Consider the following 13,715-nt stretch of genomic DNA (forward strand, 5'->3'; position numbering starts at 1 on the left):
GAGCGATAAGCTCATTTAGAAAATGCTGACGAGAACTTAACGTTCTCTTTTTTTTAATTTGTTATGACCAACAAATTGAAATTGTATTACTCACTCACGAGTTTCACTTGCGTAAAACTCCTCGTTGTTCAGTTTTCAAAGATCAAGTTTCTTGTGAATCGCTTTGTTTCAGCGACCTTTATAATATATCATGTTGGCTACCTTGATGTCAAGAGTTTTTTTAATTTTCTTTTCAGCCGTTATTTTGGCTTCTCGTTCTGATTAATTGCTCTTTAAAGGGCCGAGATATAATGTATCATATACCATCTATGAAAGTCAACCATTAAATAAAGTGAATTTTAAACCTAATAAAAGCCCTACTCCAGGCAATCCCAAAACCGTTACTGTTCCTATTGTTGTCGGATTAATGGGTATATACAAATCGCCCGATAAACCCGAATAATTAACAACATAAATCCCAAGAGCCGCAAGAACCAAATGAAGACCCAATGAACTTAGCCAACTAAGACCTATCTTTTTTCTAAATACAATAAATAGTATCAGTACTAACGAAACAGAAAGCACTCCCCACAAAATCATATCCCTCAATGTTACCCCTCCATTCTTTTAGAAAGGTTAGAATACGGTGTATCGTAAACACATTCTTGAGTTGAGCCTGAGATCCCACACTGTTTAGCCCTTCTAAGATGCATTTGATATCTCCGTTCTGCGGCCTCCAGTGTAAAAATGGCATAGTCAATTTGATCCTGCTCTATTGCTTCTTCAAACATACAATGTGCCAGTTTCCATTCCTCGTGTGATTTCCTGATATCTTCGAATATCTCCCTGTGCAATTCCACCCCTTCGTTTATTAATTTTTCACTTCTGGAACCAGCCACTTTTATCCAACCTACCATAATAACCCCTCCCGTTCATTTGCCTATACCATTCTTGAAGCAAGAATGCTTGGAATGAAACAAACGCTACACAGCTTGTACATGAGCGCTTGTCCTTCTTGTCAGTTGCGCACTTCATCTTCTGACGTTATTCCATACATATCGCTGAAGGGACCAACTTAGAACAAAAAAAGCTCCCAGATTGGGAGCTTTTTTGTTGTTACTATATAAGATTTAAAACTAATTCAGCTGGCGCCGTCCTTCCAAGGCCTTCGATAAGGTTACTTCGTCTGCGTACTCCAAATCTCCACCTACCGGGAGTCCGTGGGCGATACGACTTACTACGATCTCAAAAGGTTTAACGAGCCGAGAGATGTACATTGCTGTAGCCTCTCCCTCAATATTCGGATTGGTGGCAAGTATTAATTCTTTTACCCGCTCATCACTCAGCCTCATAAGTAACTCTTTAAGTCTTATGTCATCAGGACCAACACCCTCCATAGGAGAGATAGCGCCCTGAAGCACATGATAATATCCATCGAACTCTTTCGTCCGTTCCATAGCCACAAGGTCTTTTGAATCCTGAACTACGCAAATGACAGAAGGGTCACGCGATTTATCTTGGCATATCCTGCAAGGATCTGTATCCGTAATGTTACAGCACACCGAACAGTAATGAAGGTTCCTCTTCACGCTAACCAGCGCCTTAGCAAAATCAATCACATCGTCTTCGTTCATCTTCAGTACATGAAAAGCCAAGCGAGCGGCCGTTTTCGGACCGATGCCGGGTAGACGGGTGAAAGCATCTATAAGTTTCGCAATCGGTTCCGGATAATACAATATTAATTCTCCTTCTAGATCAATTCAAATTAGAACAAGCCAGGGATTTTCATACCGTTCGTAAATTTACCCATGTCTTGGTTAGCTAGTTCATCAGCTTTCGTCATCGCGTCATTCACTGCCGCCATAACGAGATCTTGTAGCATTTCTACGTCCTCTGGATCAACAGCTTCCGGTTTGATTGTAATAGAAGTCAGTTTTTTGTGACCGTTAACTTCTGCAGTTACTACACCGCCACCAGAAGTACCTTCTACCGTTTTTGTTCCAAGCTCTTCTTGAGCTTTCAGCATTTGTTCCTGCATCTTCTTCACTTGCTTCATCATTTGGTTCATGTTATTCATCGTCTCATCATCTCCTAAGTCTATTGTATTTGACTTGCAACTTTATTCCTTAATGATAACCAATTTTTCACCAAAAAGCTCAAGCGCCTCATCAATCCAAGGTTCCTTTTTCCCATCCACTTGTTCCATTTCGAGTGTAAACTCTTCTTCTTTCTTCGGATCAGAGGAACCCTCAATCGCGGCAAGCCAATCTTTTTGTAGCATCGTTACAAGCCGAAGCGGTCTGCCGATCTGCTGCTCGAGAACACTCTCAATCACTTGCTTGTTTGCTGGTTTCTCAGTAGTTTCGCGATGAATATTATTCTTAAAGGCTACAAGAATCGCATCGTTCAGTATAGATACCGGCTCTCCATCAACAAACCAAGCATGGACCGTCACCTTTTCTTCTTTCACACGCTGAAGAATCTGGCTCCATTTTCTAGTGACCTCGGTGAACTCAGCACTCCCCTTCTCAGCAATATACTGATCCATATGAGGCGGAATTTTAGCTACTCCCGAAGATCTTGGCGCGGCTGGGCGATTAGATCTTGCCGGAGTCACAGAATTCTGGTTCGTGCTCCCAGCTCCAATACCACCGTTCTTAAGTGCCTTCTCAAGCTTCTGTTCAAGTTCTGCTATCTGACGTTTCATTGCAGTTAACTCCGAAGAACCAACCGCTACAGCTTCTCCTGCGCCAGAAACAGATTCTTTCCCTCCCTGAGGAAGACTGCACAGTTTCAGAAGCGCTACTTCAAACAGAGTCTGCGGCTGGGCCGCATATTTCATCTCACTTTGATAACGATTAAGTGTATCAATAATATAAAAAAGTTGTTCCTTGGAAAATGCATCTGCCATTCCTTTAAATGATGCCGGGTCAAGTACACGATCTGTCATACGTTCCGCATCTGGCACCATTTTAATCAGAAGAAGATCTCGGAAATAGTAAAGCAGGTTCTCCATGCTCTTATCTGCACTTTTACCCTCTTGCATGAACTGCTCCACCGTCTGCAATACTTCACCCACTTCTCCTTGAAGGAGAAATTTAGCAAGTTTACTAAACTGCTCTGCAGGCAAACCGCCAGTCATATCAAGCGTTTGGCTATAGGAAACATGCCCACCAGTAAAAGAAGAAACCTGATCAAGAATACTCAGCGCATCCCTCATACCACCATCCGATAGACGAGCAATATATTGTAGCGCCTCTTCCTCAGCAGTAATATTCTCTTCCTTGCAGATCATAGCAAGACGCTCTGTCTGCTCCTCAAGAGAAACCCGGCGGAAATCAAACCGCTGACAACGGGAAATAATCGTAGCTGGAAGTCTATGAGGCTCGGTTGTTGCCAAAATAAACATAACGTGCGGCGGCGGTTCTTCAAGCGTTTTAAGCAGAGCATTGAATGCTTCTGTCGTCAACATGTGTACCTCATCTATGATATACACTTTGTGACGAACCTCTGTTGGAGCATATTTTACTTTCTCCCGGAGATCACGAATTTCTTCTACACCCCGGTTAGAGGCAGCATCAATCTCCTGAACATCCATAACTGCTCCAGATGTAATGCGAAGACACGCTTCACATTCGTTACACGGCTCTGTACTTGGACCACGTTCACAGTTAACGGCTTTGGCCAAGATTTTGGCTGCACTGGTCTTCCCCGTCCCTCGCGGACCGCTGAATAAATACGCATGCGAAATCCGCTGCTCACGAATGGCATTCTGCAAGGTCTGAATAATATGCTGTTGTCCAACCATGTCTTGAAACGACTGAGGCCGCCAAGCACGGTACAACGCAATATGTTCCACTGTGCTTTACCCTCTTTCCACATGTCTCGTGACCTTTTGTCGTGGCTTCATTATACTATATTCCCTGCTCAATCAAAACTTTAAAAGCAGCCAAGTATAAATTAGCAAAAATATTTTATCTTGTTAAAAACAAAAAAATCCTTGCAATTGCATGCAAAGATGTCTTGAAGTTCATATATTATTCGTTCTTCTTTTAATTAAAAAGTAGAACCGTGCACCTGTTATCGATAATTGCGATCCAAGCGGCACCCCTGCATAACAACTCGGGTTAGGCACCCCTCCGGCACAAGAGTGGTCCTGCTTATGGCTGCTTCCTTCCGGACCTGACCAAGTTCACAAGTACTCATTGCGGAGGACCCAGCCGTCAACATTGCATGCAGAGACCAAACCTCACATCGACAAAACCTCTAACAGGAATTCAACCTCGCTACAGCGGATTGCGAGTTACAGGGCACCGCTACCTCCCCATCTAGCACGGTGAAAATAAGTATATCGCAAGACAAGTAAAAATGCAACCAGATACGGGCTAATCCAACATTTGTCTCTCTTGAAAAAAAACAAAAACAACATTTACCCTACGTAAATATATTGTTATACGAAACAAAAAGTAACGTGTTAAAGAAACCATAACACACGCTGTACTTCTATAATGAAAAGAAAACAAAAATGAGGCCAGCATATAACGCTGGCCTCATATCAAAATTACATACCGTATTTTTTCTTAAATCTATCAACACGACCACCAGCATCCAGGAATTTCTGTTTACCAGTGAAGAACGGGTGACATGCGGAGCAAACCTCTACACGCAAAGATTCTTTAACAGAACCCGTTTCAAACGTGTTACCACAAGCGCAAGTAGCTGTAGTTACGTGATATTTTGGTTGAATCGCTTCATTCATGACTTTCACCTCTTCTTGCCCTGAACCTCATGCGGATCCAGAGTTATTAAGAACACAAAGTCGATTATAGCACGTACATTTTGCAAATGCAATCCCTTCTCTATTTGCAGAATGTCCCTATAATACCGTTGTGACTTTATTCTTACTACTATAACTTTTGTAGAAAAGCTGCATCTTATTCAAGCACACGACTATTACGTTGTTACTGAAGCTGTTGTCGTTCGATTAGAACGACGCGGTGCGCTTGTCCCTGAATTTGAAGTTTGTCCTCCGGATTGACCTGCTGTATCCAGCGAAGCCAAAAATTCCTCATTCGTTTTGGTGTTACGCAATTTTTTGAGGAATCCTTCAACGAAGTCATAACTTTCATTCATGTTTTTACGCACTGCCCAAATTGCATCCAGTTCCTCTTTGCTAAGAAGAACTTCCTCCCGCCGAGTACCGGATCGACGAATGTCGATAGCAGGGAAAATACGACGCTCTGCCAGCTTACGATCCAGATGAAGCTCCATATTACCTGTTCCTTTAAACTCTTCATAGATAATATCATCCATCCGTGAACCTGTATCAATCAAAGCTGTAGCCAAAATCGTCAAGCTACCGCCTTCTTCCACATTACGTGCCGAACCAAAGAAACGTTTCGGACGATGAAATGCTGCAGGGTCAATACCACCACTAAGCGTTCGACCAGAAGGTGGAATAACTAGGTTATATGCACGCGCAAGACGTGTGATACTATCTAGTAAAATGACAACATCTTTTTTTGCCTCTACTAAACGCAAAGCACGCTCTAGTACAAGTTCTGCCACTTTTATATGATTTTCCGGAAGCTCATCAAATGTGGACGCTACCACTTCCCCTTTTACAGAACGCTGCATATCAGTTACTTCTTCAGGCCGTTCATCAATCAGTAGCACAAATAATTCTATTTCCGGATTGTTGGTTGAAATACTGTTTGCGATCTCTTTCAGAAGAAGCGTCTTTCCCGCTTTGGGTGGAGCAACGATAAGTCCGCGCTGTCCCAGACCTACGGGAGCAAGCACATCCATAATTCGGGTAGATAAATTCGTCGGGGATGTTTCAAGCGTTAGCTTTTTCTGTGGATATAGAGGAGTTAAGGCTGGAAAATGGAGTCTTTCTGCAGCAAGTTCAGGACTTTGGCCGTTTACAGCATTGACTTGCAGTAGTCCGAAATACCGTTCATTCTCTTTAGGGGTACGACACTTACCTGATACAAGATCCCCTGTCCTTAAATCAAATTTACGAATTTGTGAGGAAGAAATATAGATATCCTCTTTACTAGGCAAATAGTTTATCGGGCGGAGAAAGCCGTAACCTTCAGGCAGAATTTCTAGAACACCTTCCATAAACATAAGGCCGCTTTGTTCTGCTTGTGCACGAAGAATAGCGAAAACGAGTTCCTTCTTCTTGAGCTGCCCATAATAAGGGATCTGGTACTTCTTTGCTAACTTGTACAAATCGGTTAGCTTCATTACCTCCAGATCAGAAATTTGTAGATCCATAAAATAACCACCTATTCAATTATTAAGTCCGTTGTAAGGAGAAAAGCCGACGGTTCAGCCTTGTTTGTAAGCTTATTAAGCAATTAGAATAATACTTACTCTCCATTGTAAGGAATATACCCTACATATTGCAAATTGTATGTTACGCGTTTTCAATCATTACTATAATACAAATCTATTAGAATAGGTTTACCCAATTTTCAAAGGGATATTCAAAAGCAAAAGTAATACCAACTTCTCGCTTACATGAGATATCCCTTGTGAAAAATAGAAACGTTAGTCATTCTGACGCCAAACATCTGCACCAAGCTCTCTCAAGTTAGTAACCAAATGATCGTATCCACGGTCGATAAACTCCACTCCAGTGACTTCTGTTACACCTTCACTCACTGTCAGCCCAGCAATAACCAGCGCTGCTCCAGCACGTAAATCCGTCGCTTTTACTTTTGCAGCATTCAAAGGATGTCCTTCAATAATTGCAGAACGTCCCTCAACTCTAATTTTGGCTCCCATTCGAGCAAGTTCAGGTACATGCTTAAAACGGTTGCTGTAAACAAAGTCACTCAGCACACTAACACCATTCGCTTGAGTCAGTAGACTCGTCATCGGTGACTGCAGATCGGTAGCAAAACCAGGGTATACGAGTGCTTTGACATCGATACTCTCATATTTTTCTTTTCCAATAACACGGATACTTTCGTCGAGTTCTTCAATTCCCACACCCATCTCGATCAGCTTGGCTGTCAAGGCTTCCAGATGCTTCGGAATAACATTATCAATCAAAACATTGCCGCGAGTTGCCGCAGCTGCAATCATATAGGTTCCAGCTTGTATACGGTCAGGAATAATGGAATGACGGCATCCGCGAAGTTCTGATTTCCCTTCAATTCGGATCGTCTCTGTACCCGCTCCCTTAATGGAAGCACCCATTGAATTCAAAAGTGTTGCCACATCTATAATCTCAGGCTCTTTCGCCGCGTTTTCGATAATTGTAGAGCCTTTGGCACGAGTGGCCGCCAGCATAATATTAATGGTTGCTCCTACACTGACTACATCCAAATAGATCTTAGCGCCTTTCAGTTCCTTGGCGTGAAGATGGATAGAGCCATGCTCATTGGTAACGGTAGCACCCAAAGCTTCAAATCCTTTAATATGTTGATCAATTGGACGTGGCTCAAAGTTACATCCCCCTGGAAGTCCAATGACTGCTTCTTTAAAACGACCAAGTAACGCCCCCATCATATAGTAGGAAGCACGAAGCTTCTTCACTGGTCCATTCGGCATTGGAAGTGAAATAATATGAGAAGGATCAATTCTCATCTGGTTTCCTTCCCAAGAAACAGTTGCACCAAGTTCTTCCAGAATTTCGGAATATACTGCTACATCACTGAGTAAAGGTAAATTATCAAGAATAACTTCCGATTCGGCTAAAATCGCCGCCGGTATAAGTGCAATCGCACTGTTTTTGGCACCACTAATATTGACAGTACCTTGTAGTGGACGTCCACCACTAATCATTAATTTTTCCATAAGGTAAAGGGTCCCCCTAGAAATCACTTCTAGCCGAAAAAATAGTTCTCATGGCAGAGTTAGTATAACATATCCCAATCATTATTTAAAAATCGTATTAAAAATGGAAACACACCGACTAAGCGGTGTGTTTCCATTCACAACTATAATGTTAAAGCGTTATGTTAAAGAACAATCTTACGCTTTGTTGCTGGAACCGAACTCACGGATTTTACCAACAACTGTTTCTTTAATTGCGTCACGTCCTGGTTGAATGAAAGTACGTGGATCGTAAGCATCTGGTTTAGCAGCAAGAACTTCGCGAACGACTTTAGCAAATGCGATTTGGTTCTCTGTGTTTACGTTGATTTTGGATGTACCCAAAGAGATTGCTTTTTTGATGTCATGCTCAGGGATACCTGTACCACCATGAAGAACGAGTGGAGTATGAACTGCATTGCAGATTTCTTCCATCTCTTTAAATCCAAGGTTTGGTTCGCCTTTGTAAGGACCATGTACAGAACCAAGTGCTGGAGCAAGTGTATCGATACCTGTTTCGTTAACGATGCGAAGGCAATCGTCAAGTTTCGCGTACATTACTTCACCAATAACATCATCCTCTTGTCCACCAACGATTCCAACTTCTGCTTCAACAGAAACACCTTTGGAATGAGCGTATTCAACCACTTTTTTCGTGATTTCAACGTTCTCGTCGATAACATGGTGAGATCCGTCAATCATAACGGAAGTGAAACCTGCATCGATTGCTTCTTTACATTTATCGAAACTGGAGCCATGATCAAGATGAATGGCTACAGGCACGGTAATTTTCATATCGTGAATAAGACCTTCCACCATTTTTACAACGGTATAGAATCCGCCCATGTGGCGAGCTGCACCTTCAGAAACACCAAGGATTACTGGGGATTTTTCTTGTTCAGCTGCACCCAAGATTGCTTGTGTCCACTCAAGGTTGTTGATGTTAAATTGACCAACAGCGTATTTACCCTCAAGAGCTTTGTTCAACATGTCTGTCATAGATACTAATGGCATGGTTTAAATCCTCCTAAAATGATTGTTTGTCTATGGTTTTAAGCCGACATCACATACGGAACTTATTATACCACATCCCATGTCAAATACTAAACATAGGCAATAAAAATTGCTGTGCTCTTTACCACAAGAAAAAAGCCACTACAAAAAATCCTGCCCAGGAAGACAGGACTTCATACACTTTCCCTGTTATGTGTTTACTCCGTTTAACTGCATATTCACTGCGATCCGCATCTCATCTATATCGAAAGGCTTAGTGAAATGCATAAGTGCGCCCAGTTCTGTCACTTCCTTAATCATGTCCAATTCCCCATATGCCGTCATCATGATAACCTTTATAGATGGATTCATTTCTTTAATATGTTTCAGAATCTCTAAGCCATCCATTCCAGGGATTTTCATATCTAAGAGCACCAAATCCGGAATATGCTTCTCAACGATCTCTAGTGCTGTTTTACCGTTAGCTGCCTGATAAGTCGTATATCCTTCACTGCTGAAAACCTCCATGAGCAAAATGCGAATTCCATTCTGATCATCTACAATGAGTACCTTTTTATTATTCATCTAAACCTCCCGCTATTTCTAACTGTTCTACCCGCTCATTATTCTTACCTAAACACGATCATTAGGCTGTTTAGTTAAAGATTCTACCTCCCTCTGATAAATCCTTCTTCTCTTGTTATCAAACAAAAAAAGACCCCTAGAAGATAAGGGGTCTTTACGTTAGCAATCTATATTAATCAAAGCCCAGAAAAGACTTTGTTCCGTTTCACTACAGGTTTTCCGAATGAGTTAGGGATGCTTTCACAAATTCACGGAAAAGAGGTTGCGGACGGTTTGGACGAGAAATAAATTCTGGATGGAATTGAACTGAAAGGAACCAAGGGTGTCCTGGCAGCTCTACGATTTCCACAAGACGTCCATCTGGTGAAGTACCAGAAATAAGAAGACCTGCTTTTTCAATCATTTCACGATATTGATTGTTAAACTCGTACCGGTGACGATGTCTTTCGTATACCAGCTCGTCTTGGTAGCATTCTGCTGCAAGGGAACCTTCTTGTAATTTACAAGGGTATAGTCCAAGTCTCATTGTACCGCCCAAATCTTCGATATCCTTCTGCTCAGGAAGAAGATCGATAACAGGGAACTCTGTAGAAGGATTAATTTCAGAGCTATTGGCATCAGCAAGTCCCACTACAGAACGTGCATACTCAATTACAGACACTTGCATTCCAAGACAGATCCCGAAGAACGGAATTTGTTTCTCGCGCGCATAACGAATCGCAGATACTTTACCTTCGATACCACGATCACCGAAACCGCCTGGAACGAGAATACCACCGATTCCATGCAGAAGCTCATCTACGTTCTCATCCGTAATTTCTTCTGCGTTAACCCAGCGAATTTTCACATCTGCGTTCGCAGCAAATCCAGCATGGGAAAGAGACTCAACTACACTGAGGTAAGCATCGTGAAGAGCAACGTATTTACCTACAATTGCGATTTCCACTGTTCTTTCCAATTTGTTGATTTGGCTAACAAGACTTTCCCATTCAGTCATATCTGGCAAAGGAGTTGTCAGCTTCAAGTGATTTACTACGATTTCATCCAGTCCCTCATCACGTAAATTCAGAGGCACTTCATACAGTGTACTTGCATCACGGCATTCCACAACTGCATGTGGATCAATATCACAGAAAAGAGCAAGCTTAGCCTTAACGTCAGCAGACAGCTCTTGTTCCGTACGACATACGATAACATTAGGCTGAATACCGATGCTACGCAGTTCTTTTACACTGTGTTGTGTCGGTTTTGTTTTGATTTCACCAGCTGCTTTAATGAAAGGAATCAAAGTAACATGGATGTACATTACATTATCGCGACCTACATCACTTTTGATCTGACGAATCGCTTCAAGGTAAGGCAAACTTTCGATGTCGCCCACAGTTCCGCCAATTTCAGTAATAACTACATCCGAACCTGCTTCACGTCCTGCACGGAATACACGCTCTTTAATTTCGTTCGTAATATGAGGAATAACCTGAACTGTACCGCCCAAGTATTCTCCACGACGCTCTTTACTAATAACAGATGAATATACTTTACCTGTCGTTACGTTGCTGTTCTTGGATAGATTAATATCGATAAAACGCTCATAGTGTCCAAGGTCAAGGTCCGTCTCCGCTCCATCATCTGTAACAAACACTTCACCATGTTGATAAGGACTCATCGTTCCTGGGTCCACATTGATGTATGGATCAAATTTCTGAATCGTTACCTTAAGTCCTCTGTTCTTGAGCAATCTCCCAAGAGATGCAGCCGTAATCCCTTTACCCAGGGAAGAAACAACCCCGCCCGTCACGAAAATATACTTTGTTGTCACTACTAATACCCTCCTACTTAAAAGTCCGTTAAAATCAGGCGACATTATGATGTTATCCTAACCCATTTTTCAGGTTATCATCGTCAAAAAAGGGAAAATGCAAAATTTGCTTGCAAAAAAACATCCCGCCTTCACGTTCAAGGCGGTCCATTTAATTACATATCAACTTCCCCTATAAAAAACAAAAAAGCACACCCGAAAAACGGGGCACTTTTTTATATAAAAACAAGTGTATTATCATCGTTCAATCATAAGCCCATGCAATAGTTTACTGCTTTGCATGATCTTTTGTCAAGGATGTTCACAGACTTTATAAGACCAGATATGGACTACTTTTCCTCTTCGTCTTCTTCCAAAGAGTCATCGTCGTCTTCTTCCAGGTCTTCATCTTCGTCAAGCTCTTCATCACCGATAATTTCTTCTTCTTCATCGTCTTCTGAATCGTCGTCAAAGAGGTCTTCATCCTCATCCTCTTCGTCTTCAGGATTGTCGAAGTCTTCTTCCTCGTTGCTGAATGTATCTTCTTCCTCTGTGTATTCCTCTTCATCATCTTCATCGTTGATAATTCTTGGACGTTTCGTACCTGTAACCGCGTCCTCAGACTTATCAATCGGGTACCAACGCTTCAGTCCCCACAGATTGGTTCCTACATAAGCAAAACGACCATCAATATTGATTTCGGTATATAGCTGAGCGATGACATCATTTGTTTCTTCAGCATTCAAACCACGCAGTTTTGCTACCTCTTCCATAAGGTCACGATAGTAATAAGGCGTATTGACTGCTTTCAGTACCATAAATGCCAAGTCAACCAACGGCATCTCACGAATTTGCTCTGGATCTAATTTTAATTTGAGTGAGGTACTCACTTGCGGACACTTCCTCTCACACATAATTCATTGACTTTTGTCGTTTCAATAACTTGGACCTTTATCTAACATATCCATTAACAAACATAAGTAAAACCTATTTAGCCCCAAAATGCAAGTTTTATGTAAGGAGATGAACCAAAAAACAGTTTCACTTCTTTGAAAGCGAATTCGAAGATAAAAAAGACGGAGGTCCCTCCCCCGCCTTCTGACTGTATCCGCCCTGAAGAAATTCTCTTCTACGGGTCCCTACAAGAGCTATGGAGCTCTCTATGTATAGTATGAGTTTAATTCCATTTTGACACGGAACAAAGCGCCTATTTCTCAGAAAAAACGGGCGTGTTTCCCATGCGGCAAAGAAGTCTTCTTCATACAATACCTCAAGCATGGCATCCAGAGGGGGACTTCCCAAAATGGACTATTCCATATTTTTAAAAATGCTCCATGACGAAATTGACCACACCTCCCACCCAACCGGAAGACACCAAATTATTCGTTTTATGAAACCGCAGCAATACCGGGATTGCCTGATCCAGTTAAGTAAAATGAAACCTTCCCTTAGTAAACTCCAACATATACGTGCCTCGCACTTAATTAGAGCACTGATTGTTCCTCTACCTTCCTCAGCTAGGCTGCATCATTTCAACAGCGAAGTCACGATTGAACAGGACACCAGAATCCAGGTTCATTCTAATTTTAGAAATCCCAAATCGGAAGGCGGCATAGGTATCCCTTGGGGTGTAAAACAAATTCGAGCTCCTAAGGCATGGTCCACATCAACGGGGCATAAGATTAAAATTGCTGTCATTGATACCGGCGCGGATTATCAGCACCCCGATCTTAGGCATTCATTAGCTAGGGGCATTAACCTGCTAAACCGAAGTATGCTTCCACTAGATGATAACGGACATGGCACCCATATTGCCGGCACAATTGCAGCAGCGAACAGCACGGAAGGGATTATTGGCGTTGCACCGAGGTCTGTTATCTACCCTGTCAAAGCTTTCGATAATCAAGGATCAGCCTATGTATCTGATATTATTCTCGGAATCGATTGGTGCGTCCGAAACCGAGTGGATATCATTAATATGAGCTTTGGCATGAGAACCAAGAGCAAAGCACTTCTTGATGTTGTGAATCGAGCTACCAAACAAGGCATCGTTATCGTTGCTTCTTCCGGAAATGATGGCAAACGCCGAAGTATTGATTATCCAGCACGATACTCACAGACAATTTCAGTTGGAGCAACAGACGAAAATCGGCATATTGCTGATTTTAGTAACCGTGGCCCTCACGTTGATATCTATGCACCAGGAAAGAACATAAATTCCTGCTGGGTGCAGGGTAAGTACCACGAAATGAGCGGAACATCCATGGCAACTTCCCATGTAAGTGGAGCAATCGCATTATTAATGGCTGAAAGACCAGGCTTAACTCCGGATGAGATCAAGAACCTGATTAAAAAAACAGCTACGCCCTTGCGCCCCCGTAAATCGGCAAGAGGCTCTGAACAAGGCGGGGAACTACATGCACTCCGGCTACTTCAGGAAGGGATGAAGGGATGAATTCTATAATCTTATGGATGGCATTACACAATGGTAGTTTCATAGATACTTGAATCACGTAAAAACCCCTTCCGT

The 13,715-nt window shown here is 42.2% G+C and carries 13 protein-coding genes and 1 other RNA gene; 1 reads left to right on the top strand and 13 read right to left on the bottom strand.

Annotation, left to right across the window (positions count from 1 at the left end):
* Nucleotides 1-315: 315 nt before the first annotated feature.
* The 13 genes from KFT32_RS22225 to rpoE form a co-directional block, all read right to left on the bottom strand.
* The gene (locus KFT32_RS22225) at nt 316-579 is read right to left on the bottom strand and encodes a pro-sigmaK processing inhibitor BofA family protein (protein WP_211749668.1); all 264 of its coding nucleotides are present in this window, start codon (nt 577-579) and stop codon (nt 316-318) included.
* Nucleotides 580-590: 11 nt separating this feature from the next.
* On the bottom strand, nt 591-896 hold the full coding sequence (locus tag KFT32_RS22230; RefSeq protein ID WP_211749627.1) for a DUF2508 family protein: 306 nt from the start codon (nt 894-896) through the stop codon (nt 591-593).
* Between the two features lie 219 nt (nt 897-1,115).
* Complete coding sequence (gene recR, locus KFT32_RS22235) at nt 1,116-1,715, bottom strand: recombination mediator RecR (RefSeq protein WP_211749628.1); 600 nt, start codon at nt 1,713-1,715, stop codon at nt 1,116-1,118.
* Between the two features lie 29 nt (nt 1,716-1,744).
* The gene (locus KFT32_RS22240; RefSeq protein ID WP_211749629.1) at nt 1,745-2,056 is read right to left on the bottom strand and encodes a YbaB/EbfC family nucleoid-associated protein; all 312 of its coding nucleotides are present in this window, start codon (nt 2,054-2,056) and stop codon (nt 1,745-1,747) included.
* A 42-nt stretch (nt 2,057-2,098) separates the two neighbouring features.
* Entirely contained in the window at nt 2,099-3,838 is a 1,740-nt protein-coding gene (gene dnaX / locus KFT32_RS22245) for a DNA polymerase III subunit gamma/tau (RefSeq protein WP_211749630.1), read from the bottom strand.
* 210 nt (nt 3,839-4,048) lie between these two features.
* Nucleotides 4,049-4,316, bottom strand: an RNA gene (gene ffs, locus KFT32_RS22250) — signal recognition particle sRNA large type.
* Between the two features lie 224 nt (nt 4,317-4,540).
* Nucleotides 4,541-4,738, bottom strand: a complete 198-nt coding sequence (rpmE, locus tag KFT32_RS22255) for a 50S ribosomal protein L31 (RefSeq protein ID WP_076315723.1) — start codon at nt 4,736-4,738, stop codon at nt 4,541-4,543.
* 194 nt (nt 4,739-4,932) lie between these two features.
* Nucleotides 4,933-6,261 (bottom strand): transcription termination factor Rho, encoded by a 1,329-nt coding sequence (gene rho / locus KFT32_RS22260; RefSeq protein ID WP_211749631.1) that lies wholly within the window; start codon nt 6,259-6,261, stop codon nt 4,933-4,935.
* A 276-nt stretch (nt 6,262-6,537) separates the two neighbouring features.
* Nucleotides 6,538-7,791, bottom strand: coding sequence for a UDP-N-acetylglucosamine 1-carboxyvinyltransferase (locus tag KFT32_RS22265; RefSeq protein WP_211749632.1), 1,254 nt, complete (start codon nt 7,789-7,791; stop codon nt 6,538-6,540).
* A 177-nt stretch (nt 7,792-7,968) separates the two neighbouring features.
* Nucleotides 7,969-8,823: a class II fructose-1,6-bisphosphate aldolase gene (fba, locus tag KFT32_RS22270; protein ID WP_211749633.1), complete on the bottom strand. Its 855-nt coding sequence runs from the start codon at nt 8,821-8,823 to the stop codon at nt 7,969-7,971.
* 189 nt (nt 8,824-9,012) lie between these two features.
* On the bottom strand, nt 9,013-9,387 hold the full coding sequence (locus KFT32_RS22275; protein WP_211749634.1) for a response regulator: 375 nt from the start codon (nt 9,385-9,387) through the stop codon (nt 9,013-9,015).
* 208 nt (nt 9,388-9,595) lie between these two features.
* Nucleotides 9,596-11,206, bottom strand: a complete 1,611-nt coding sequence (locus tag KFT32_RS22280; protein ID WP_349304940.1) for a CTP synthase — start codon at nt 11,204-11,206, stop codon at nt 9,596-9,598.
* Between the two features lie 329 nt (nt 11,207-11,535).
* Nucleotides 11,536-12,075, bottom strand: a complete 540-nt coding sequence (rpoE, locus tag KFT32_RS22285; protein ID WP_211749636.1) for a DNA-directed RNA polymerase subunit delta — start codon at nt 12,073-12,075, stop codon at nt 11,536-11,538.
* Nucleotides 12,076-12,488: 413 nt separating this feature from the next.
* Here rpoE and KFT32_RS22290 point away from each other — a divergent pair, with 413 nt between their 5' ends.
* Nucleotides 12,489-13,640: a S8 family peptidase gene (locus KFT32_RS22290; protein ID WP_211749637.1), complete on the top strand. Its 1,152-nt coding sequence runs from the start codon at nt 12,489-12,491 to the stop codon at nt 13,638-13,640.
* The last annotated feature ends 75 nt before the right edge of the window (nt 13,641-13,715 follow it).

The organism is Paenibacillus sp. Marseille-Q4541 (genome assembly GCF_018310695.1).
Taxonomy (GTDB): domain Bacteria; phylum Bacillota; class Bacilli; order Paenibacillales; family Paenibacillaceae; genus Paenibacillus.